The sequence below is a fragment of the Salinihabitans flavidus genome, assembly GCF_900110425.1.
In the GTDB taxonomy this organism is placed as follows: Bacteria; Pseudomonadota; Alphaproteobacteria; order Rhodobacterales; family Rhodobacteraceae; genus Salinihabitans; species Salinihabitans flavidus.
On the sequence record NZ_FODS01000007.1, the window covers coordinates 104,666 to 127,856 of the forward strand.

At 65.2% G+C, this 23,191-nt stretch carries 21 protein-coding genes; 12 read left to right on the top strand and 9 right to left on the bottom strand.

The window, feature by feature from the left end; translation table 11 throughout:
- Positions 1-40 precede the first annotated feature (40 nt).
- Positions 41-916: a 4-hydroxy-tetrahydrodipicolinate synthase gene (dapA, locus tag BMW66_RS08140; protein ID WP_093117299.1), complete on the top strand. Its 876-nt coding sequence runs from the start codon at positions 41-43 to the stop codon at positions 914-916.
- A gap of 118 nt (positions 917-1,034) precedes the next feature.
- Here dapA and ubiB read toward each other — a convergent pair whose 3' ends face one another.
- The gene (gene ubiB / locus BMW66_RS08145; RefSeq protein WP_093117301.1) at positions 1,035-2,570 is read right to left on the bottom strand and encodes a 2-polyprenylphenol 6-hydroxylase; all 1,536 of its coding nucleotides are present in this window, start codon (positions 2,568-2,570) and stop codon (positions 1,035-1,037) included.
- The gene (gene ubiE / locus BMW66_RS08150) at positions 2,567-3,319 is read right to left on the bottom strand and encodes a bifunctional demethylmenaquinone methyltransferase/2-methoxy-6-polyprenyl-1,4-benzoquinol methylase UbiE (protein ID WP_093117303.1); all 753 of its coding nucleotides are present in this window, start codon (positions 3,317-3,319) and stop codon (positions 2,567-2,569) included. Before ubiE ends, ubiB begins: the two co-directional genes overlap by 4 nt.
- Positions 3,320-3,404: 85 nt before the next feature.
- Here ubiE and mutM point away from each other — a divergent pair, with 85 nt between their 5' ends.
- The 8 genes from mutM to BMW66_RS08190 all read left to right on the top strand — a co-directional run bounded on the left by mutM (position 3,405) and on the right by BMW66_RS08190 (position 12,499).
- Positions 3,405-4,256, top strand: coding sequence for a bifunctional DNA-formamidopyrimidine glycosylase/DNA-(apurinic or apyrimidinic site) lyase (mutM, locus tag BMW66_RS08155; RefSeq protein ID WP_093117305.1), 852 nt, complete (start codon positions 3,405-3,407; stop codon positions 4,254-4,256).
- Positions 4,257-4,320: 64 nt separating this feature from the next.
- Positions 4,321-5,097 (top strand): enoyl-CoA hydratase, encoded by a 777-nt coding sequence (locus tag BMW66_RS08160; RefSeq protein WP_093117307.1) that lies wholly within the window; start codon positions 4,321-4,323, stop codon positions 5,095-5,097.
- 9 nt (positions 5,098-5,106) lie between these two features.
- The gene (locus tag BMW66_RS08165) at positions 5,107-6,036 is read left to right on the top strand and encodes a glycosyltransferase family 2 protein (RefSeq protein WP_139196137.1); all 930 of its coding nucleotides are present in this window, start codon (positions 5,107-5,109) and stop codon (positions 6,034-6,036) included.
- Between the two features lie 238 nt (positions 6,037-6,274).
- A complete protein-coding gene (rpsT, locus tag BMW66_RS08170) occupies positions 6,275-6,538 on the top strand; it encodes a 30S ribosomal protein S20 (protein WP_093117311.1) in 264 nt (87 codons plus the stop codon).
- 531 nt (positions 6,539-7,069) lie between these two features.
- Positions 7,070-8,425 carry a chromosomal replication initiator protein DnaA gene (gene dnaA / locus BMW66_RS08175; RefSeq protein WP_093117313.1) on the top strand — a complete coding sequence of 452 codons (1,356 nt, stop codon included), beginning with the start codon at positions 7,070-7,072 and terminating at the stop codon, positions 8,423-8,425.
- A gap of 155 nt (positions 8,426-8,580) precedes the next feature.
- A complete protein-coding gene (dnaN, locus tag BMW66_RS08180; RefSeq protein ID WP_093117315.1) occupies positions 8,581-9,699 on the top strand; it encodes a DNA polymerase III subunit beta in 1,119 nt (372 codons plus the stop codon).
- A 467-nt stretch (positions 9,700-10,166) separates the two neighbouring features.
- Positions 10,167-11,459, top strand: a complete 1,293-nt coding sequence (gene pncB / locus BMW66_RS08185) for a nicotinate phosphoribosyltransferase (protein WP_093117317.1) — start codon at positions 10,167-10,169, stop codon at positions 11,457-11,459.
- 68 nt (positions 11,460-11,527) lie between these two features.
- Positions 11,528-12,499, top strand: coding sequence for an agmatinase (locus BMW66_RS08190; protein WP_093117319.1), 972 nt, complete (start codon positions 11,528-11,530; stop codon positions 12,497-12,499).
- Positions 12,500-12,588: 89 nt separating this feature from the next.
- On the opposite strand, the gene arfB is transcribed toward BMW66_RS08190, so the two are convergent.
- From arfB to BMW66_RS08220, 6 genes are all read right to left on the bottom strand, one after another.
- A complete protein-coding gene (gene arfB, locus BMW66_RS08195) occupies positions 12,589-13,005 on the bottom strand; it encodes an alternative ribosome rescue aminoacyl-tRNA hydrolase ArfB (protein ID WP_093117402.1) in 417 nt (138 codons plus the stop codon).
- 304 nt (positions 13,006-13,309) lie between these two features.
- Positions 13,310-13,933 carry a queuosine precursor transporter gene (locus tag BMW66_RS08200; RefSeq protein ID WP_093117321.1) on the bottom strand — a complete coding sequence of 208 codons (624 nt, stop codon included), beginning with the start codon at positions 13,931-13,933 and terminating at the stop codon, positions 13,310-13,312.
- 93 nt (positions 13,934-14,026) lie between these two features.
- Complete coding sequence (locus BMW66_RS08205; protein WP_093117324.1) at positions 14,027-14,926, bottom strand: esterase-like activity of phytase family protein; 900 nt, start codon at positions 14,924-14,926, stop codon at positions 14,027-14,029.
- Entirely contained in the window at positions 14,899-15,810 is a 912-nt protein-coding gene (mepA, locus tag BMW66_RS08210) for a penicillin-insensitive murein endopeptidase (RefSeq protein ID WP_093117326.1), read from the bottom strand. Before mepA ends, BMW66_RS08205 begins: the two co-directional genes overlap by 28 nt.
- The gene (locus BMW66_RS08215) at positions 15,752-17,143 is read right to left on the bottom strand and encodes an MFS transporter (protein ID WP_093117328.1); all 1,392 of its coding nucleotides are present in this window, start codon (positions 17,141-17,143) and stop codon (positions 15,752-15,754) included. The genes mepA and BMW66_RS08215 overlap by 59 nt, the downstream gene beginning before the upstream one ends.
- Before the next feature lie 62 nt (positions 17,144-17,205).
- On the bottom strand, positions 17,206-17,742 hold the full coding sequence (locus BMW66_RS08220) for an acyl-CoA thioesterase (protein ID WP_093117330.1): 537 nt from the start codon (positions 17,740-17,742) through the stop codon (positions 17,206-17,208).
- A gap of 112 nt (positions 17,743-17,854) precedes the next feature.
- Here BMW66_RS08220 and BMW66_RS08225 point away from each other — a divergent pair, with 112 nt between their 5' ends.
- On the top strand, positions 17,855-18,136 hold the full coding sequence (locus BMW66_RS08225) for a YggT family protein (RefSeq protein WP_093117332.1): 282 nt from the start codon (positions 17,855-17,857) through the stop codon (positions 18,134-18,136).
- A gap of 407 nt (positions 18,137-18,543) precedes the next feature.
- Here the strand turns inward: BMW66_RS08225 and BMW66_RS20295 are convergent, their stop codons facing one another.
- Positions 18,544-19,587, bottom strand: coding sequence for a glycosyltransferase family 2 protein (locus tag BMW66_RS20295; protein WP_175483194.1), 1,044 nt, complete (start codon positions 19,585-19,587; stop codon positions 18,544-18,546).
- Between the two features lie 210 nt (positions 19,588-19,797).
- Here BMW66_RS20295 and BMW66_RS20300 point away from each other — a divergent pair, with 210 nt between their 5' ends.
- Positions 19,798-21,015 carry an amidohydrolase family protein gene (locus BMW66_RS20300; RefSeq protein ID WP_175483195.1) on the top strand — a complete coding sequence of 406 codons (1,218 nt, stop codon included), beginning with the start codon at positions 19,798-19,800 and terminating at the stop codon, positions 21,013-21,015.
- Between the two features lie 451 nt (positions 21,016-21,466).
- Entirely contained in the window at positions 21,467-23,131 is a 1,665-nt protein-coding gene (locus BMW66_RS08235) for an ABC transporter substrate-binding protein (RefSeq protein ID WP_093117403.1), read from the top strand.
- Positions 23,132-23,191: the final 60 nt, after the last annotated feature.

Genomic DNA, 23,191 nt, shown 5'->3' on the forward strand with positions numbered 1-23,191 from the left:
ATAACCTGATCCGACCGGAACCGAAACAAAGGAGCGTGTCATGTTCAAAGGGTCCCTTCCCGCCCTCGTCACGCCGTTCTCGAACGGCGCGCTGGATCTGGTAACGCTCAAAAAACTTGTCGAATGGCATATCGCCGAAGGCAGCAACGGGCTTGTCCCCGTCGGCACCACCGGCGAGAGCCCCACGCTCAGCCATGAAGAGCATGAAACCGTGATCGCCGAAGTCGTCAAGGCCGCCGCGGGCCGCGTGCCGGTGATCGCCGGGGCGGGATCGAACAACACCGTCGAGGCCATCCGCTTCATCCGGTTCGCCGAAGAGGCGGGCGCCGATGCCGCGCTGGTGGTGACGCCCTATTACAACAAGCCGACGCAACGCGGCATGGTCGCGCATTTCACCGCACTGCACGAGTGCTGCAACCTGCCGATCATCATCTACAACATTCCAGGGCGGTCGGTCGTGGACATGATGCCCGACACGATGGCGGAACTGGCGAAACTGCCGCGCATCGTCGGGGTGAAGGACGCCACCGGCGATCTGGCCCGCGTGAGCGAGCAGCGCGGCACCTGCGGGCCGGACTTCATCCAGCTTTCGGGAGAGGACGCGACCGCGCTCGGCTTCAACGCGCATGGGGGGGTGGGCTGCATTTCCGTGACCGCCAATGTCGCGCCGCGCCTCTGCGCGGAATTTCAGGCCGCGACACTGGCGGGCGATTACGCCACCGCGCTGACCTATCAGGATCGGCTGATGCCGCTGCACGAGGCGATTTTCCTTGAGCCGGGGCTGGTGGGCGCCAAATACGCGATGTCGCGGCTTGGCCTGTGCAGCGACGAGGTCCGCTGCCCGCTGACCGGGCTTCTGGATGGCACCAAGGCCCGGATCGACGCGGCCATGCGCCACGCGGGTCTCATGAACTGAGGCTGACCCGATTGTGCGCCTTGCGGCGCGACTCATGGCTGTGACGGGGGGCGCCGCCCGCCGGACCCCCCGAGATATTTGACCCGAAAAGACGCACAAGGGCGCGTTCAATCGTGGCTCACAGCAGCCAGACGGCGGCGCCGAACGCGGCGGCGGCGCCAATGGCCAGACCGCCCAGCCCGCCGGTCAGAACCCACGGCCAGCGCGCGGGGCGCGGGGCGGGCTCGGCCCGCGCCTGCCGGATCAGGAGATCCTCCATCAGGCCCGGCAGGCGCGGGCCGAAGCGCGCCATCACCTTCGCGGTGAGGGCCAGATCGCGCGCCAGCGCGCGCGGCCCGATGCTCTGGCGGATATAGTCGCTCACCACCGGCTTGGCCACGTCCCATATGTTGACCGCCGGATCGAGCGAGCGCGCGACCCCCTCGACCACGACCATCGTGCGTTGCAGCAGGATCAGTTCGGTGCGGGTCTCCATCCCGAACCGCTCTGTCACCTCGAAGAGATAGCTCAGCAGCCGGCCCATCGAGATGCGCGTGGCGTCCATGCCGAAGATCGGCTCTCCGACGGCGCGCAGGGCGCGGGCAAATTCGTCCACGTCGCGGTCGGGGGGGACATAGCCGGCCTCGAAATGCACCTCCGCGACGCGCTTGTAGTCGCGCTGGATGAAGCCATAGAGGATCTCGGCATAGACCCGGCGGGTGTATTCGTCGATATGGCCCATGATCCCGAAATCATAGGCGATGATGTCGCCGTTGGCCGCGACCTTGAGGTTGCCCTGATGCATGTCGGCGTGAAAATAGCCGTCGCGCAGCGCGTGGTTGAGAAACAGCGACAATACCCGGTTGCCCAGCGCGTGCCGGTCGTGCCCGGCGGCATCGAGCGCCGCGTTGTCGCCCAGCGGCGCGCCCTCCGCCCAGCCCAGCGTCATCACCCGGCGGCCGGAATACTCCCACTTCACGCGGGGCACCTGAAACCCGGCGTCGCCTTCGGTGTTGTCGGCGAACTCGCTGGCCGAGGCGCTTTCGAGGCGCAGGTCCAGCTCCCCCGACACCACGCCGTCGAAATGCCTGATGACATCGCGCGGGCGCAACCGGCGCGAGAAGGGCAGCAGGAACTCGATCACGTCGGCGGCGAAATAGAAGGCGTCGATATCCTTGCGGAAAGCCCGCTCTATGCCGGGGCGCAGCACCTTGACGGCGACCTCCTCTCCGGTCTCCGCGATCCGTGCCTTGTGGACCTGCGCCAGCGAGGCCGCCGCCACCGGTCCGGAAAACGCGCTGAAGATCACGTCGGGATCGCGGCCCAGCTCATGCAGAACGCTTTTCTTCGCGGTCGCCGTGTCGAAGGGCGGCAGATCGTCCTGCAACACGCGTAACTGCCGCGCCATGTCCTCGCCCACCACGTCGGGGCGGGTCGAGAGCACCTGACCGAACTTGATGTAGGCCGGGCCCAGCGCGGTGAGCGCGCGTGTCGCCGGCGGCATCGCCGGATCGCCCCGGTAGCCCAGCCAGCGGAATGGCCAGGCCACGCTCCGCGCCAGCACCCGAAGCGCGGGCGGCGCCTCGAACGCATCGAGCACGAAGCCCATCGCGCCCGTGCGCTCCAGCGTCGCGCCGGTGCGGATCAGCCGCCAGATGTTGTGCGGCCCCCTCACAGTTTCCAGCCTGAGTGCAGCGCCGCGATTCCCATCGACAGGTTGCGGTATTTGGCGTTTTCGAACCCGGCGGCGCGGATCATCGACACGAAGGTGTCCTGATCGGGAAAGCGCCGAATCGATTCCACCAGATACTGATAGCTGTCGCGGTCCCCCGCGATCGCCTGCCCCATGCGCGGGATGACGTTGAAGGAATAGAGGTCATAGATCTTCTGCATCATCTCGTTCGGGATCTGGCTGAACTCCAGTACCATCAGCCGCCCGCCCGGACGCAGCACGCGGAACGCCTCCGCGAGCGCGACCTCGGGCCGCGTGACATTGCGGATGCCGAAGCTGATCGTGTAGACATCGAAGCTGCCATCCGCGAACGGAAGCGCCATGGCGTCGCCCACCACCCAGTCGAGGCTGTCCTCCATCCGCCCGGCCTCGGCGCGCTTGCGCCCCTCCACCAGCATCGGCTCTGTCAGGTCGAGCACCGTGGCATGACCCCGCCCCGCGCGCGCCAGAAAGCGAAAGGCGATGTCGCCGGTGCCCCCCGCCACATCCAGAAGCCGCTGACCGGCGCGCGGCGCGAGCCAGTCCATCATTGCATCCTTCCAGATGCGGTGAACCCCCATCGACATGGCGTCGTTCATCACGTCGTATTTGCTCGCGACCGAGTTGAAGACGCCCCGCACCCGGCCCGCCTTTTCGGATTCCGGCACCGTCTCGAAACCGAAATGCGTGGTTTTTCTGTCGTCGTCACTCATGGCTCTTGCCGTTTTCTCCGTTGCGGTCTTCTTATAGGGCACCGGAAGGGCGCACAATGGCGCCCCTGCCACGAAGGACGCCCCCATGCCCGAATTGCCAGAGGTCGAAACCGTTCGCCGCGGACTGGAACCGGTGATGACCGGCGCCGTGATCGCGCACGCCCGCGTCAACCGGCCCGATCTGCGCTGGCCCTTCCCGGCGAATATGGCGCAACGCCTGACCGGGGCAAGGGTGGACCGCCTGCGCCGCCGGTCGAAATACATTCTTGCCGATCTGGATACCGGCGAGACGCTGCTGATCCATCTTGGCATGTCTGGGCGGATTCTGGTCTCGGGCGATCCGCTGGGCCGCTTTGTCCACGATCATCCCGCGCCCGAACGGCACGACCATGTGGTGCTCGACATGGACAACGGGGCGCGCGTCACCTTCAACGATCCGCGCCGCTTTGGCGCGATGGACCTGATGCCCACCGGATCAGAGCATCTGCACCCGCTTCTGGCGCGTCTGGGGCCCGAACCGCTGGGCAATGAATTTCACGAGACCTATCTGTCGGAGGCGCTCAGGGCCCGCAACACGCCGATCAAATCGGCGCTTCTGGACCAGCGACTCATTGCCGGTCTGGGCAATATCTATGTCTGCGAGGCGCTGTTCCGCGCGGGCATCTCTCCGCGGCGCCGCGCCCGCAACATCTCTCGCGCGCGGGGCGCCGCGCTCGTTCCCATCATCCGGCAGGTGCTGTCAGAGGCAATCGCGGCGGGCGGGTCGTCCTTGCGCGATTACCGCCAAGCCGATGGAGAGCTTGGATATTTTCAGCACAGCTTCGATGTATACGGGCGCGAGGGCGCCCCATGCCGCGCGCTCGGCTGCGATGCGCGAATCGCGCGAGCGGTCCAATCGGGGCGCTCCTCCTTCTACTGTCCGCAATGCCAAAGATAGCTTGATCAACCTTGTTTTGATGGTAAGGGTTCGATCCTGACCGCAACAATGGAAAGCAGTCCTGATGGCTTTTGAGACGATCATCGTCGAAATCGAAGATCATATCGCCCTGATCAAGCTGAACCGGCCGGATGCCCTGAACGCGCTGAATTCACAGCTTCTGCGCGAACTGGGGCGGGCCCTGTCAGAGGCGGACGCCAACGACAAGGTGCGCTGCATCGTGCTGACTGGATCGGAAAAGGCATTCGCCGCCGGGGCCGACATCAAGGAAATGTCCGAGAAGAGTTTCGTGGACATGTTCCTTTCGGATTTCTTCGGCCGCGAGGGCGACACCATCGCCCGCACCCGCAAGCCGATTGTCGCCGCCGTTTCGGGCTACGCGCTCGGCGGCGGATGCGAGCTTGCGATGATGTGCGATTTCATCATCGCGTCGGACACCGCCAAGTTCGGCCAGCCCGAGATCAATCTCGGCGTGATCGCCGGCATCGGCGGCACCCAGCGCCTGACGAAATTCGTGGGCAAGTCGAAATCCATGGACATGCACCTGACGGGCCGCTTCATGGACGCCGAAGAGGCCGAACGCTCGGGCCTCGTCTCCCGCGTGGTGCCGGCGAGGAAACTCATGGACGAGGCGATGGGCGCCGCAGCCAAGATTGCGGAGAAATCGGTGCTGGCCTCGATGGCCGTGAAGGAAGCGGTGAACCGCGCCTATGAAACGCCGCTCTCCGAAGGGCTGCTATTCGAACGGCGGCTGTTTCACGCGCTCTTCTCGACCGAGGACCAGAAAGAGGGCATGAGCGCCTTTCTCGACAAGCGCGAAGCGCAGTTCCGCGACAAGTAGGGCGCGCTCGTGTCCTTCGCATCCGATCCTTCCGGTGCGACGGCCACCACCTGCGTTGCCGTTTGCACATGCGACCGGCACGCGATGCTCGACACGCTTCTGACGCATCTGCCCGATGACATCGGCGGGCGGCCCCTGACTCTCTTTGTCGCCGACAACGGCCGCGATCCGGCAGGCCCCGTCCTGGACCGGCATCGCGGCCGCCTCGATATCCGCTACGACCGGGTTGACGTCCCCGGCGTATCGCCCGCCCGCAATCACGTTCTGGCCTGCGCGCGCGACGCGGGATTCGAGTTCATCGCCTGTATCGACGACGACGAGTGGCCCGCGCCGGGCTGGCTGTCCGCGCTGATGGCGACCGCACGGGATCAGAAGGCGGACATCGTCATCGGCCCTGTCCGGGCCGACCTCGGGCCGGGCGATCCCGAGTGGCTTCGCCAGAGCGGGCTGCTCGACAAGGAGCATCTGATCTACGGCTCGCCCAATCTGCTGCTGCGCCTTGCCGCCCTGCCGGAAGATCCGGCGCTTTGGTTCCGGGCGGAGTTCGCCCGCAGTGGGGGAAGCGACTGGGAATTTCTCACGCGGCTGGAACGCGAAGGCGCGCGCGTCGCCTTTGCTCCCGGCGCCCTCGTGCATGAGCATGTGCCCGAAACCCGCAAGTGGCTGCGCTATTTCCTCCTGCGCGGGCTGCGCGAGGGCACGACGTTCGTGAAATCCGACCGCGTGCGCGGGGTGGCGCCCGCGCGCCGTCTTTGGCGCGCCCTTGGCACGATGGCGAAGAAGACGCTCTTCGGTATCGAGCACCTTCTGCGCGCGCCGTTTTCCGGACAATGGCACCTCGTGCGCGCAGGGATGGATTTCGCCGCCGTCCTGGGGGTGCTCATGGCGCTGATGGGCCTTGAAACGCGCGGCTATGGCCCGAAACTGCCCCGGCGTTGAGTCGCGCCCGCCCTCGTCCGGCGCGGGTCAGGCGCAGTTTTGCCACGACGATTCGCACATACGTCCGGCCAGCTGAATTTTCGGTTTCCTTCCCGCGCAAAACCCGCTAGAGAGCGCCGTCATACATGCGCGTGATGCCCGCTCAGGCTCGAATCGCCCCGCTTTGCCGGGCGTGTCCGTTCGGACGGTATCACGCATTTCAGAAACCGAACCGAACGACGAAAGGGTCCGAAAACCCATGGCAAATACACCCCAGTCCAAGAAACGCGCCCGCCAGAACGAGCGCCGGCTCGCCGTCAACAAGGCCCGCCGCTCGCGCATCCGCACCTTCCTGCGCAATGTCGAAGAGGCGATCGCCTCCGGCGACAAGGAAGCCGCCACCGCCGCCCTGCGCGCCGCACAGCCCGAACTGATGCGCGGAGTCACCAAGGGCGTGTTCCACAAGAACACCGCTGCCCGAAAAATCTCCCGCCTGTCCTCGCGGGTCAAATCGCTCGGCTGAGGCCACACAAATCGTTGAAAACAAAGGACGCCGCCCCGCGCGGCGTCCTTTTTTATGCGCTACCAAAACGAGAGCGCAGAGATTCTTTTCACCCGATGACAGAGTCAAGGTCTAAGAACAGTTGCCGCTCCTGCCGGGAAATTGCTAGTTTCAAACCTGCGATTCACTTCGCCTTGGGGGGACAGAAGCCAATCGGAAAAGACCTCGAATGGTCTGTCCGGTGCGCAGCACAGGGATTGCTTTTGTATTCAAAAGCAATGACTTACCTGTGTATCACCGCGATTGGTTATGCTGTCTTCCATTGCGCAAGGATCAAATCGACCGGGGAAACACGGCTGCTGGGGGGTGGCCAGAAGCGTTCCGGTCGATCCGTCCGACAGGGTCTTCAGACCCCCCTGATCTCGCTGTGGGAGGCATGGATCAGTGCGCAACGGCCTTCGGGGCACAGGGCGGTCGTGTCTGGCAAAACGGCAGTGATCCGGGCCCTGGGGGGCCGGAATAATGACATGAAACGACGCGGAACGGGGACGCATGACACAGGATCAATGGGGTGAACTCAGGCAGAATATTCTTCGGACGATCGGGGAAAACAACTTCAAGACGTGGATCGAACCGATCGAGTTCGCGGAAATGGCCGACGGTGTCGCCACTTTCAACGTGCCGACGAATTTCATCGGCAACTACGTCTCCCAGAACTTCGGCGATCTGATCCTCAAACAGCTCACCCACGCCGGCGAGAACGTGCGCCGCATCCATTTCCAGGTGGCCGCGAAAACCCCGGCCCGTCCGTCTCGGGCCTCCGCCGCCCAGCCTGCCGCGCAAACCGCCCCCCCGCGCGACGACGCCCTGCCCGGCGCGCCGCTCGATCCGCGATTCACCTTCGACACCTTCGTGGTCGGCAAACCGAACGAGCTGGCCAATGCCGCCGCCCGCCGCGTGGCGGAAGGCGGCCCCGTCACCTTCAACCCGCTGTTTCTCTATGGCGGCGTGGGGCTGGGCAAGACCCACCTGATGCACGCCATCGCGTGGGAACTTCGCGCCCGCCGCCCCGATCTCAACGTGCTCTACCTCTCGGCGGAGCAGTTCATGTATCGCTTCGTGCAGGCCCTGCGCGATCGCAAGATGATGGACTTCAAGGAACTTTTCCGCTCTGTCGATGTTCTCATGGTCGATGATGTGCAGTTCATCGCCGGCAAGGATTCCACGCAGGAAGAGTTCTTCCACACCTTCAACGCGCTGGTGGACGGCAACAAGCAGATCATCATCTCCGCCGACCGCGCCCCCGGCGAGATCAAGGACATGGAAGATCGCATCCGCTCGCGCCTGCAATGCGGGCTGGTGGTCGATCTGCACCCCACCGACTATGAATTGCGCCTTGGCATCCTGCAATCGAAGGTCGAACAATACCGCAGCCAATACCCCGACCTGCGCCTGTCCAGCGGGGTTCTGGAATTTCTCGCGCACCGCATTTCCACCAATGTCCGCGTGCTGGAAGGCGCGCTCACCCGCCTGTTCGCCTTCGCCTCTCTGGTCGGGCGCGAGATCACGATGGATCTGACGCAGGATTGCTTGTCGGACGTGCTGCGCGCCTCGGATCGCAAGATCTCCGTCGAAGAGATCCAGCGCCGAGTGGCCGAGCATTTCAACATCCGCCTGTCCGACATGATCGGGCCCAAGCGGGTGCGCACGCTGGCCCGCCCGCGGCAGATCGCGATGTATCTGTCCAAGCAACTCACCTCGCGCTCCCTGCCCGAGATCGGGCGCCGCTTTGGCGGGCGCGATCACACCACCGTCATGCACGGCGTCAAGCGGATCGAGGAGCTGCGCGCACAGGACGGGCAGATGGCCGAGGATCTCGAACTTCTGCGCCGCGCGCTGGAGGCCTGATCCCCGGTATCGGCCACCTTCGGGACGCAGGCGGCGCGATTGCGCCCCCAGCCCCTTGACGCCCCTGCCACAAGGGCACACAAAACAACAAAAAGTCTTGAGCCGGGGCGGAAATAGGATACCTTGCCGCTCCCGGCATGCGGAGGATACGTGGGATGAAATTCAGCATTGAACGCGGCACGCTTCTCAAGGCGGTGTCTCAGGCGCAATCGGTGGTCGAACGCCGCAACACCATCCCGATCCTCGCCAACGTGCTGATAGAGGCCGAAGGCGATCAGGTGCAGTTCCGCGCCACCGACCTCGACATAGAGGTCGTGGACAAGACCCCCGCGCAGGTCGAACGCGCCGGCGCCACCACCGTGTCGGCCACCATGCTGCATGAAATCGTGCGCAAATTGCCGGACGGGGCGCTTGTCACCCTTGTGGACGACAGCGCCGCGGGGCGCCTGTCGGTCGAGGCGGGGCGTTCGCATTTCTCGCTCGCCACCCTGCCGAAAGAGGACTTCCCGGTGATGGCCTCTTCGGAATACCACTCGAATTTCTCCGCCAAGGCGCCAGAGCTGCGCCGCCTGTTCGACAAGTCGAAATTCGCCATCTCCAACGAGGAAACGCGCTATTACCTCAACGGCGTCTACATGCATGTGGCCGATGGCGAAGAGGGCCGCGCGCTGCGCTGTGTGGCCACCGACGGGCACCGGCTGGCCCGCATCGACGCCGCCCTGCCCGCCGGGGCAGAGGACATGCCCGGCGTGATCGTGCCGCGCAAGACCGTCGGAGAGCTGCGCAAGCTGCTCGAGGATGACGAGATGGACATCGCCGTGTCGGTCAGCGAAACCAAGATCCGCTTTGCCACGCCCGACATCACCCTCACGTCCAAGGTGATCGACGGCACATTCCCCGATTACACCCGCGTCATTCCGCAGGGCAATACCCGCAAGATGGAGGTGGACGCCTCCGATTTCGCTCGCGCGGTGGATCGCGTCGCCACTGTCAGTTCCGAACGCTCCCGCGCGGTGAAACTCCAGATCGACGACGACCGGCTCGTGCTCTCGGTCAACGCCCCCGACAGCGGCGCCGCCGAGGAAGAACTGGCCGTGGCCTATTCCGACGAACGACTGGAGATCGGCTTCAACGCCAAATACCTGCTGGAAATCGCCAGCCAGGTGGACCGCGAGAATGCCGTCTTCCTGTTCAACTCCGCCGGCGATCCGACACTGATGCGCGAAGGCAACGACACCAGCGCGGTCTATGTCGTGATGCCCATGCGGGTGTGACACCGACACTGGGCAACCTCGTCCGGCGTCACAAGCAGCGGCTGACTGACGGCACCCCGTGCCCGAGCCTGCCGCATCTTTTCGGGCAAAATACCTCGGGGTCCGGGGCAGAGCCCCTGGGCCTGCGCGGCCTGAGCGCATACTGACATGGGCCTGCGCGGCCTGAGCGCAAAGATGACACTGCGCGCGCGGCACGCGCGCTCCGCCCGGTCAAACCCCGCCCCCCCCCGGTACAAAGGTTAACGCGCCCTCACCGCGCGCCGCGTTAAACCCGCCCGCGCCGACATCGGCACCGACGCGATACCGACGTTTCACCGACGCGATGCAGCCTGCCCATTTGCCAGAAAAACAAGGCGTTAACCCTGCATTCGCGTTGCCGGACTCCGCAAACCGCGCCCGCCCCGTTAACCCCTTGCCCTCCCCGGCCGCAGGCGGCAAGACTGGGGCGCCAACTGCCGGAGGGATCCATGGTCGACATCGCCGCCCGCGTCTGGAACCACAAGTGGAAGATCGATCCGATCGTCCGCTCCCTCATCGACACCGATTTCTACAAGCTGCTGATGTGCCAGTCGGTGTTCCGCAACAACCGCGACACACAGGTGACGTTCTCACTCATCAACCGCAGCACCCATATCCCGCTGGCCGATCTCATCGACGAAGGGGAACTGCGCGAGCAGCTCGATCACATCCGCACCCTCTCGCTGGCACGGGGCGAAAGCACATGGCTGCGCGGCAATACCTTCTATGGCAAGCGGCAGATGTTCCGGCCCGATTTCATGGAATGGTTCGAAACCCTGCGCCTGCCGCCCTATCATCTGGAACGCGTTGAAAACCAATACGAACTGACCTTCGAAGGCTCATGGCCAGAGGTCATGTTGTGGGAAATTCCCGCCCTCGCCGTGCTCATGGAACTGCGCGGCCGCGCCGTCCTGCACGAGATGAAGCGCTTCGAGCTTCAGGTGCTCTACGCCCGCGCCATGACCAAGCTCTGGGAAAAGATCGAGCAGCTTCGGGAGGTGCCGGACCTGCGCATCGCCGATTTCGGCACCCGGCGGCGGCATTCCTATCTCTGGCAGGACTGGGCCGTGCGCGCCATGGTCGAGGGGCTGGGTGAAAAATTCGTCGGCACCTCGAACTGCCTCATCGCCAAGAACCGCGATCTGGAGGCGATCGGCACCAATGCCCATGAATTGCCGATGGTTCAGGCCGCGCTGGCCGACAGCGACGAGGAGCTGGCCCGCGCGCCCTATGACGTGCTGTCCGACTGGCACGAGGAACACGACGGCAACCTGCGCATTATCCTGCCCGACACCTTCGGCACCGATGGTTTCCTGAGGCGCGCGCCCGACTGGCTCTCGGGGTGGACGGGCATTCGCGTCGACTCGGGCGATCCCGAAAAGGGCGCCGAAATGGCCATCCGCTGGTGGCAGGACCGCGGCGAGGATCCGCGCAAGAAAATGGTGATCTTCTCGGACGGACTCGATGTAGACAAGATCATGGAATTGCAGGCGAAATTCTCTGGCCGGGTGCGCGTCAGCTTTGGCTGGGGGACACTTCTGACCAATGATTTCCGGGGGTTGGTTGAGGACGACCGCCTCGCCCCCTTCTCGCTCGTCTGCAAGGCGGTCAGCGCCAATGGCCGCCCCACGGTGAAGCTGTCGGACAACCCCAACAAGGCAATGGGCCCCGAAGACGAGATTGCCCGCTACAAGCGTGTCTTCGGCGTCGGAGATCAGGAGAAGATGGAGGTTCTGGTCTGACCGATGGCGCCGATCCACTCCTCCGCTCCACCATTCGAGATGGCGGCGCAAAGCCCTAAGGAAATGACATGAGCGATCCGTTCTTCCAACCCGTCTCCGGCTTCGATCTGCCCCGCTTCGCCGGTATCCCCACCTTCATGCGTCTGCCCCATGTCGATCCGGGCGATCCGCGCCTATCGCAGGTGCAGATCGGGCTGATCGGTGTTCCCTGGGACAGCGGCACGACCAACCGCCCCGGCCCGCGCCACGGGCCGCGCCAGATGCGGGACATGTCCACGATGATCCGCGCCCAGAACGGGGCGACCGGCGTGCGGCCCTTCGAACGTGCGAACTGCGCCGATCTGGGGGATGTGGCCCCTAATCCGGTCGATATCGAAGACAGCATGGACCGCATCACCCGGTTCTATTCCAAGGTGCGCGAGGCGGGACTCCTGCCTCTGACGGCGGGCGGCGATCACCTGTCGACGCTGCCCATTCTCAGGGCACTCGCCAAACCTGAACCGCTCGGCCTGATCCTCTTCGACAGCCACACGGATCTTTACAAGGATTACTTCGACGGCATGCAATACACGCACGGCACCCCCTTCCGCCGCGCCATCGAGGAAGGGCTGCTCGATCCGCGCCGCATGGTGCAGATCGGGATTCGCGGCACGACCTACGACAGCGAGGACCGCGACTTCGCCGAGAGCGTGGGCGTGCGCGTGATCCCGATCGAGGAGTTTCATGCCCGCGGCCCCGAGGACGTGATGACAGAGGCGAAAGAGATTGTGGGCACCGCCCCGACCTATGTGTCCTATGACATCGACTTCATCGACCCCGCCTTCGCCCCCGGAACCGGCACGCCGGAGGTTGGGGGGCCGAACGCCTTTCAGGCATTGCAGGTGGCGCGGATGCTCGATGGCGTGACCATCGCGGGCGCCGATCTGGTGGAGGTCTCCCCGCCGTTCGACGCCTCGGGCGGGACCGCCTATCTCGGCGTGTCGGTGATGTTCGAGATTCTGTGCAACATGGCGATGCAGCCGGGCCCGGCACCGGCCTGAGGGGCGGCCTGATCACACCCACGTCGCCCGCATTGTCCCGCGCCCATGCCCATCAGCAAAGTGATCCTGCCGGCAAGGGACGGGCCCCCTCACTCATCCACCTTGCCGCGCAGCGCCTTGACCTCGCCGCGCTGCTTCTTCGCCTCCAGCCGCCGCTTCTTCGATCCCAGCGTGGGCCGAGTCGGGATACGGCGCTTGGGCCGCTCAGTGGCCTTGCGCACGAGTTCGGCCAGCCGCTGCCGCGCGATTTCGCGGTTGCGGGCCTGATGGCGGGTCTCGTCGCAGAAGATCACCACCGCGCCATCCTTGCTCCAGCGCCGCCCGGCCAGCCGCTTCAGGCGCGCCTTGACCGCACCGGGAAGGGACGGCGACCGCTCCGCCTCGAACCGCAGTTCCACCGCGGAGGCGACCTTGTTCACATTCTGCCCGCCCGGACCGGAGGCTCTGACGAACTGCTCCGTCAGTTCCCAGTCCTCGATGGCGATATCGTCGTTGATCCTGAGCATCTTGTCCTCCGCCGATTCCGCACCGACGCAATACCGACGTTTTACCGACGTGATGCAGAGAAGCCAAACGGCCAATCGAAAGGGCCGCTTCCACAGACGGGAAACGGCCCTTCGAGATGTTAGGAGGTGCGCCGGTTAGGTCAGCACCAATTCGGTTTTCCGTCACCCAGGGGCTGCCCTAGCTGCGGTCCTCCCGAACTGTTCCGACACCGCTCTCCATGGCTTCTCTAGACAATGGACACCTCCTTTCTCATGTTTCGGTTGAGATCAGGTTGCCACAAAATTTCCAGATGTCAAAACAAAATCATGTGGTCCTTGCGGTTAAAAACCCCACGATCATGCGGAAGGGCACAAGTGCGATCAGCGCCAGCGACAGCTTCACCATCCAGTCGGCGAACGCCAGCGACACCCAGAGCGGCACAACCGGCCCCAGCCCGAGCAGCGGCAGCATCTCGCCCGCCCAGCTTACGTCATTGCCCGGCTCGATGACGCTCAGCGCGCCGGAAAAGGCGATGGTGAAGAAAAGCGCGGTGTCGACCGTCGATCCGATCAGCGTGGACGCCAGCGGCGCGCGCCACCACCGCCCCTCGCGCAGCCGGTCGAACACCGCCACGTCAAGAAGCTGCGCGGTCAGGAACGCAAGGCCCGACCCGATGGCGATGCGGATCGTCACAAGCGGGCCGAACTCGCCGTGAATCTGGGTGCCGACGACCGAACAGAGCACCCCGGTGACGAAGCCGGCCACCACGACGCGGCGCGCGGCCTCGGGCCCGTAGACGCGGTTCATCACGTCGGTCACGAGGAACGCGAGCGGATAGGTGAACGCCCCCCATGTCAGCCACTGGCCGAAAAGATACTGCACAAGGATATTGGAGGCCACGACAATGGCGGCCATGGCAAGAATGCCGGGAAGATGGATCGCTTTCATGATATGAGCCCGTTTTGACAAGGTAGCGGCGACTTGGTCCCGCCTCATGCGGGACGCCCGGTCTCTAGCGATGTCCGTGCGGCGGATCAACCCTCATCTGGCCACATCCGGCAGAACATATTCCACGATCTCGGTGCGCTGCACGATCATGCGGAAATTGTCATCCGAGATCATCGTCAGGCGGATTCGCCCCGCCGCATCGCGCCAGACTGCCAGCCCCTCAAGGTTGTCATGCACGCCGGTGCCGGTCTGTAAAAGCGTCTCCTCGCTCCGCACCTCGCTCCCGCTCAGATCGAACCGGCGCACCCGGCTGCGAAACCCGATGCCGGTGAAATCGCGCTCCAGCAGATAGAACAGGCCATCCGGCCCGACATCCGCCCCCACCGGCAGGAATCGCCCCCGGCGCGGAATCTCGAATGGCGTGGACCAGCGCCCGCTCTCGAAGCGATGCAGTGGCAAATCGCCCTCATCCTCGATCGTCCCTTCCGCGAGCGTCAAAAGGCGCCCCGCCCCATCCACGGCCAGCGCCTCGAAGGATGCGTTGGCCCCAAGCCCCGCGCGCCCGGGCGGATCGGGCAGCCAATGCGCCCCCCGCCCGTGCAACCGCGCGACCCTGTGCACCCCCTCGAACGACACGAAGGTATCGCCCGCCCCGATGGCAAGCCCCTCGGCATCCGGGCGCGTCCAGTCGCCCGTCTCCCCGTTGGGGCGCGGGACTTGCGCCGCCCCCGTCACAGCCACGCGCGCGATGTGCCCCTCCGCGTTGCGCCGAAGCGTCGCCGTCAGCAGTCGCCCGCGATCGGAAATCACCGTCATCGCGGCCCCGCTGCCCTCCACCTCTATCCCGGACCAGCCGCCGAACCACGCCGCATCCACATGCCAGCGCAGGCTGGACATATGCCGCGCCGCCCCCTCGTCCTGTCCGGCCCCGTCACTCTGACAGGCCGACAGGACCAGAAGCGCGCCTACTGCGACTGCAAGACAGCGGTGCATTGATTCGGCAGATCGGACAGCTCCAGTTCACGGCGCGGCTTGGGCGGCGGCGCGTCGGGATCGGGCGGCGGCGGATCAAGGATATCGCGCACCCACCGCTCCGCATCGTCGCAGCCGTCGCCCGGCGGCGGGGCCGCCTGCGCCTCGCAGTCACGCGCCCCCTTCGGACAGTTCAGCCGCACGTGGAAATGGTAATGATGCCCCCACCAGGGCCGAATCTTGCGCAGCCAGGCGCGGTCGCCCGCCTCGTCCTTGCACATGCGCACCTTCGCGCCCGGAAAGACAAAGATCCGCGCCACCCGCGGATCGCTGGCCGCCGCCTTGAGGATCTCGTGATGCTGGCGCGTCCAGTCCCCGTTGACATAGGCGCCGCGCATCCGCCGCATCGATACCGACGACAGCGATTCCCGCTCGGCCCGGCTCAGGTCGAGACGATCCGCCCGCCGCATCCAGATATCGACATCAAGCCCGCTCTGATGGCTGCGATGCCCGGTCAGCATCGGCCCCCCGCGCGGCTGGCTCATGTCCCCGATGTAAAGCCCCTGCCAGCCCGTAAGCCGCGACGCCGTCGCGGACAGATCGCGGACGAAATCCACCGTCTCGGGATGGGCCCAGTTGCGGTTTCTCGACAACCGCATCGCCTGCCATGTCGGCCCCGTCTCGGCAAGCTGCGCCGCACCGGCGACACAGCCGCGCGCATAGCCGCCGAACACCGCCGGGGCCTGCCGCGATCCCGCCGCTTGCGTCCCGAAGAGTTTCTTCGCCTCCACATCGCGCCATTCGGCCGGGATCTCCGCACGCGTGGACACGCGCGCGCCCTCCTCCTCACTCCGGCACGCCGCCAGCGCGAGCAATGCGCAGATCATCCCCAGAAAACGCCCCATGATCCATATCTCCATCCGGTTTCACCCAGCGTAGCAGGATCAACCCGATAACAAAAAGCACGATCAGCGGCGTGACGCCGATTTGCTGACTTCCCGACAGCGCAGTGGCAAAGCCGATCGACAGCGGCGCGATGAAACTCGTCGCCTTGCCGGCAAGCGCATAGAGGCCGAACGCCTCGGCCATGCGCGCCGGGTTGGCCTGCCGCACCATCATCGTGCGACTTGCCGATTGCAGCGCACCGCCCGCCGCGCCGATCATCGCGCCAAGGATGTAGAACACGGTATCGGGCAGGCGGCTTTCGGGTCCGACCGGGATGCCGTAAACCCCCTCGCGCGAGACGAAGATAATGGAAATCGCCACAAAGCTCAGCACAAGGATACAGGCGGTGATCACCGGACGCGGCCCGAAGGCCGAATCCAGCCGCCCCCCGAGCGCCGCGAACACCGCCCCCGCGATGATCGCGATGATGGCAAAAACCCCGATATCGGGCACCGACCAGTTCAGCACCCCCGCCGCATAGATCCCGCCAAAAGTGTACATCCCGTTGAGCGCATCGCGATAGAACATCGAACTGCCCAGATAGGCGAACAGCGACGGCGCCCGCGGCAGGCCGCGCACCGTGCCCCACACCTCGCCCAATGCCTTGGAAAGCGCCCCTTTCGGCGCCCGCACCGGCTTGGGGTCGCGCACCCAGAGGAAGAACGGCACCATGAACACCACGTACCAGATCGCGGTCAGCGGCCCGACCGCCCGCGTGCCCTCGCGCGCGGCGGCGTCAAGGCCAAGCGCGGGCGACAGCCCGACAAGCGTGCGTCCCGTCTCCGCGTTCTCGGCAAAAAGCACCAGCATGATGATCAGCGCCACCAGCCCGCCCAGATAGCCGAACGCCCAGCCATTGCCGGAAATCCGCCCGATCTCCTCCTTGGGGCCAAGATCGGGCAGCATGGAATTGGTGAAGATCGTGGCGAACTCCATCCCGATCATGCCGATGGCAAACAGCGTGAGCGTGAGAAGCAGGTTGAAATCCCCCGGCGCCGCCCACCAAAGCCCGTAAGAGCCGACCACATACATCGCCGAGAACACCCAGATCCAGCGCATGCGGTTGCCCGAAATATCCGACATCGCCCCCAGGACCGGCGCCAGAAGGGCAATCACGATTCCCGCCGCCCCGATGCCAAAGCCCCAGGCCGATTGCGCCGCCGCGCCGTCGCCCATCAGCTCCTTGACATAAGGGGCGAAGATAAAGGTGATCAAAAGCGTGTTGAAAGGCTGGCTCGCCCAGTCGAAGAAAAACCAGCCCCAGATCCGCTTGCGCGCCGAAGGTTCCGTCATCGCTGTCCCCGTGATTTTTCACAAGTTAGACAGCCCGCGCCCCTATTAGGCAAGTCAAATGCTCATGACATCTCCGGTGGCCAGGGGCGTGTGGCCTCCGCCGCCACCCAGGCCTGAACCCAGTCGGGCATCGGCGGCGACGCCTCCGGCTGCCCCATGGCGGCCAGAACGGTGGCGGGCGGCACGAGTCCCCCCGGCCCGGTCACCGCCGATCGGTAAAGCGCGTGATTGGCGCATGCGCCATCCGCCTTCCACATGGCTTGCTCCAGATAGATGAACCGCGCGTCCCAGCACAGGGCGCGGCTCGTCATCGTCACCCGCTCGAAGGTGCGGATGCGCCGGCGATAGCGCACCGACACCCCCGCCATCGTCAGCCCCCAGCGATTCGCCCGCAGCGCCGCGATCAGCCCGACGCGCCGCGCCAGCGGAATGCGCCCCAGATCATAGAGCGTGAGCGTGCGCCCGTTGTTCAGCTCCACCCACATGTCGATATCCCACGGCCAGCAGCGATGATGCGACACATGCACCCCCGTCAGCGGAAGGGGCGGGTCGCGCCGGTGACGCCAGAGCTGATGGAACATGCGCACAAAGGGATACATGCGCGCCTTCTTTCGCCGCACGCGCCCCGCGTCAACCCGGACCTCGCGGCACTCTTGCCCTTTGACGCGGCGGCGCTTACTTCTGGCCCCGGCAAAGGAAAGGACCCGGATCATGATGGCACTCTACGGACCGCTGCGGCTCATCCTCGATGTGGCCTTCTTCATCATGCTGGCCCATATCATCATGAGCTGGCTCATCAGTTTCCAGGTTCTCAACCTGCATCAGCAACTGGTCGGCCAGATCTGGTATGGTCTCAACCGCCTGCTGGAGCCGATCTATACCCCGATCCGCCGGTTTCTCCCCGACACGCGCCCGCTCGATCTCGCGCCTCTGGTCGCCTTCATCATCGTGATCTCGCTGCGCGACTACATCCTGCCCGCGATCCTCTTCTAGACCCGGACCGACACCGCCGCGATGGGCTGCGCGCCCCGCATCTTCTCGGGTCAAATACCCCGGGGTCCGGGGCAGAGCCCCGGGCCTGCGTGGCCTGAACGCAAACTGACATGGGCCTGCGTGACCTGAACGCAAACCGGAATGCGCCTGCGTGGCCTGAACGCACATCATGATGCGCGCGCGGCCCGCGCGCTCCGCCCGGTCAAACCCCGCCCTCTGCACAAAGGTTAACGCGCCCTCACCGCGCGCTGCGTTAAAGCGCCCTGCGCCGATATCGATACCGACGCGATACCGACGTTTTACCGACGCGATGCAGCCTGCCCATTTGCCAGAAAAACAAGGCGTTAACCCAGCTTTCGCGTTGCCCGGCCCCGCAAACCGCGCCCGGCCCGTTAACCCTTTCCGGCTCAGCCGTGCGCGGCGCGATACCAGGCGATCAGCTTGCGCTGCACCGGCTCGGGCGGAACCGTGCTCCCCCCGGCCGTGAGGATCTGCACCAAGAGGCGCTGATGCTCCGGCGTGCGCACCATCTCCTCGAACCGCGCCCTGTGCCATGCCACTGATGTCTCGTGCAAATCCGCCAGCCCCGGTATGGCCCGCAACGCCTCCAGCCGCGCCTCGGTCGCCGGACGCATCGCGGCGATGCTGCGATCCTCGACCGTGTTGAAATTCCGCTCCACCCAATAGGCCAGATCCACCGCCTTCTCGGCCCGGTTCGGCAGCCCCCGCGCCTTCTTGAGCAGGAACCCCGCCGCTGATCGCACGGCGTAGTGATTGCACTCCACCATCTCCCGCCCGGCCCCCAACCCATACAGCGAAAGCCGTCCCCTCTGCCCCGAAAACGCCTCGGAGAGCCACTGGCCAGAGCCATCGACAAACCTCGGCAAGCCGTTCTTTTCAGGGCGTTTTTGCCGCGGCCGGTGCACCCCGAACTGGTTGAACGGCCCGTCCAGACGAACCAGCGATTTGAACAGCGTCGCGGCGATGGGAAACTGCGCGTCCGCCGGAATCGCGCGGGTGAACTGTTCGGTCACCGGGGCATCCGCGATCTCCACCACCCCGTTGTGCCCATAAAGCCGCCAGGGCACCGCCACCGCATCCACCCCGTCGGGCAGCGCCGCCAGAAGCGCCGGGATGTCATGTCCGCTGGTATGAATATTGAGGAACTCATCGACATCCGCGACCCAGGCCCAGTCCGCCGTCTTGCGCATGGGATGCTTCCACGCGGCGTTAAGCGCCTGCCATTGCACGGATTTTCCTGTCTCTCTCTGCTGCGGCTGATGGCAGATCACCCCCGCATCATGCAGCGTATCGAGCATTTGTGCCGTGCCGTCGCTGCAATCGTTGGAGTAGATCAGGAAGTCCGTGACGCCCGCCCCCATGTGATGCGCAATCCATTCGAGCAGATAGGGCCCCTCGTCCCGCACCGTCGTCACCGCAAGTATCCGCATGGCCCGCCCCCGCTGCTCTGTGCCCATGTGATACCACCAAGGCGCCCGCCTGCAACAGCGCCGGGCGGGTCTTGCCGGCTCTGGCGGGCTCTGGCATCCTTGCACCATCTCTGGCACGGATCGACCAAGGGCCGCCGCGACCCCGTTTCGAAAGGATATGCCCATGCTCGAATCCGCCCTGTTTTTCAACCGCTTGCCCCCCACCGCACCGTGACCGCGACACTCCGCGACATCCGGCTGCCCCTTGCCCTTCTGGGCGCCCAGCACGGCTTTGACGGCGTTGAGGCGCAAGGCTGCCTGCGCGGGGATGCGCTCTTTCGGGAGGGTCGGCTTGTCGGCATGACCCGCGCCGCCCCCACGCCGCAGGGCGGGCGCATCCTGCTGCCACGTCTGGTAGAGGTGCACTGCCATCTCGACAAATGCCACACCGCCGGGCGGCTCGATGCGGCGGGTGGCGATCTCGCCCATGCGATCGAACGGACGCGCCGCGACAAGGACAACTGGACCGGCGCCGACCTGCGCGCCCGCGCCCTCACCGGGCTGGAAGAGGCGCGCGCGGCGGGTTGCGCGCTGATCCGCAGCCATGTCGACTGGGGCGACACCGCCGCGCCGCCGCTGGCATGGCATGTGCTGCAAGAGGTGGCCGCCGAACTGCCCGACATGACCCTGCAACTCTCCGCCCTGACCGGGGTGGACAAGATGGCCGACCCGGGTTTCGCCGCTGCCGTGGCCGGGAATATTCCGCAAGGACAGTCTCTTGGCTGTTTCGTGCTGGACCACGCGAACGTTGACGCGGGCCTGCGCAATGTCTTCGCGCAGGCCGCCGCGCGCGGCCTCGCGCTCGATTTTCATGTGGACGAAGGGCTCTCGCCAGACCTCAACGGGCTGGAGCGGATTGCCGATGTGGCCCTCGGCACCGGGCATGAGGGGCCGGTGCTCTGCGGTCACGCCTGCTCTCTCATCCATCGTGGCGGGGCGGAGTTTGCCCGCATCGCCGACAAACTCGCCGGTGCCGGAATCGCGGTGGCGCTTCTGCCAATGACGAACCTCTACCTTCAGGGGCGCGGCACCGGCACCCCCACCGCGCGCGGCATCACGAAGGCGCAGGAGCTGGTCGCAGCCGGGGTGCGCGTGACAATCGGCACCGATAACGTGCGGGACGCCTTCTGTCCGGTGGGGCGTCACGATCCGATGCGGGCGCTGGAGCTGGCGGTGCTGGCGGCGCATCTCGATCCGCCCTTCGGCCGCTGGCTGCCGGCCGTGACCACCGATGCCGCCCGCGCGCTGGGGCATGCGCCGATTCCGCTGAGTGGGGCGCGGGTGGACGATCTTCTTCTCACTGAGGCCCGCGATCTTGCGGCGCTTATCGCCGGTGCCCCGCGCGCACGCCTGACCGCCGCCAGCCTGCGCCGCGAAGACCGACGGTAAAGCACCGATCACGCGGCGCAGAGTGACGCTAACCGCTTTGCGGCGACCGTCCAAACCGCCAGCGCCGTGGCCGCCTTGCGCGGGGTTATTGGGTTTCGGTTGCATTTCATGGCATTGCAGAGGAAAGTGAGAGGGCTAACACTGGTGCGGACGCGACTGCCCGGACGGTCGCCTTGCGCGCCCAAGGCTCTTATCAAGAAGGCCGGACTGGCAGGAAGGGGTCGTTTTGAACCGGACACAGAAGCCAGCGCGATCATGCAGGCAGTCCCGGCGCGCGCCCCCAATCGGAACACTATCGGGCATATTCGAAGCACCTCGCCTCGGGGCCTGTCCTGTGGCGTAGCGTTCACCGTCATCAACCGAACGGCCCCCGCCAGGGGCCGCCGGACAATCGCAGCCAGACTGCGCCAAAGAGGGGATCACCCCCCGGAACAGAACAGAGAGGATGAACATGAAATTTCTGACGCGAACCGGCAAACCGCTGCCGAAAGAGGTCGTCGACTCGGCGGCCAAGGTCGGCGATGATGCCGTCAACCGGCGCGAGTTCCTGGCCGTGGCCAGCGCCTTTGGCGCAACCGCAGCCACCGCCTACGGCATGCTCGGCATGGCCCCACCCGCCCACGCGCAGGGTTCCCCGCAGATGGGCGGCACCGTCCGCATCCAGATGGAAGTGCGCGCGCTCAAGGATCCGCGCACCTTCGATTGGTCGCAGATCGCCAACTTCACGCGGGGATGGCTCGAATACCTCGTGACCTATGAAAACGACGGGACGTTCCAGCCATCGCTTCTCGAAAGCTGGGAGATCAGCGACGACGCCAAGACCTATACACTGAATGTCCGCAAGGGCGTGAAGTGGAACAACGGCGATGACTTCACCGCCGAGGACGTGGCGCGCAATATCGAAATGTGGTGCGAACGGGATGTCGAGGGCAACTCGATGGCCGGCCGTTTCGCCACCATCATCGATCCCGACACCGACCGCGCGATAGAGGGCAGCATCGAGGTGGTGGACAGTCATACCGTCCGGCTCAACCTGCCCAGCCCCGACATCTCGATCATTCCGGGCATGACCGACTACCCGGCGGCCATCGTACACAAATCGCACAACCCCGCCGAGATGCTATCCAACCCGATCGGAACCGGGCCATATCTGCCCGAAACCCTTGAGGTCGGCATAAAAGGTGTGCTGGCGCGCAACGAGGACCACACCTGGTGGAACGAAGGCAACGGCGCCTGGATGGACCGGATCGAGTATATCGACTACGGCACCGATCCGTCGGCCTGGATCGCCGCCGCCGAATCCGAAGAGGTGGACGCGCTCTACTCGGTGGACGGGGAATTCATCGACATCATGAATTCCTTTGACGGCTGGAACGAGAACGAGATCGTGACCGGCGCGACCATCGTGATCCGTCCCAACCAGCAAACCCTTGTCGATGGCAAGGCCCCCTATGCGGACGTGCGCGTGCGCAAGGCGTTGCAGATGGCCGTGGACAACAATGTGCTTCTGGAACTGGGCTACAATGATCGCGGGGTGGTCGCCGACGATCACCACGTCGCGCCGATCCACCCCGAGTATGTCGACGTCGGCCCGACCGAGGTCAATCCCTCCAAGGCTCTCGAACTGATGAAAGAGGCCGGGATGGAGGATTTCGAGCATGAGCTCGTCTCCATCGACGACGCTTGGCGCAAGAACACCACCGATGCCGTCGCCGCCCAGATCCGCGACGCCGGTATCAAGATCCGGCGCACGATCCTGCCCGGTTCGACATTCTGGAACGACTGGACGAAATTCGCGTTCAGTTCGACCAACTGGAACCACCGACCACTGGGTGTGCAGATCTGGGCGCTTGCCTATCGTTCGGGTGAGGCGTGGAACGAATTCGGCTGGTCCAACGAGGAGTTCGATGCCCTTCTGGATGAGGCGCTTGCCACCGCCGACGTGGAAGAGCGGCGCAAGCTGATGGAACGGGGCGAGAAGATCATTCAGGAAGAGGGCGTCACGATTCAACCCTACTGGCGCTCGCTCTTCAATCACACCCGCGAGGGGCTTCGCGGCGTGGAGCATCACATCGCGTTCGAGTTCCGCCCCGGCGACATGTATTGGGAAGCCTGATACGTCAGGCGCTCTGAAACAGGACGGGCCGCCCTTCCGGGGGCGGCCCGTTTTTCTGTG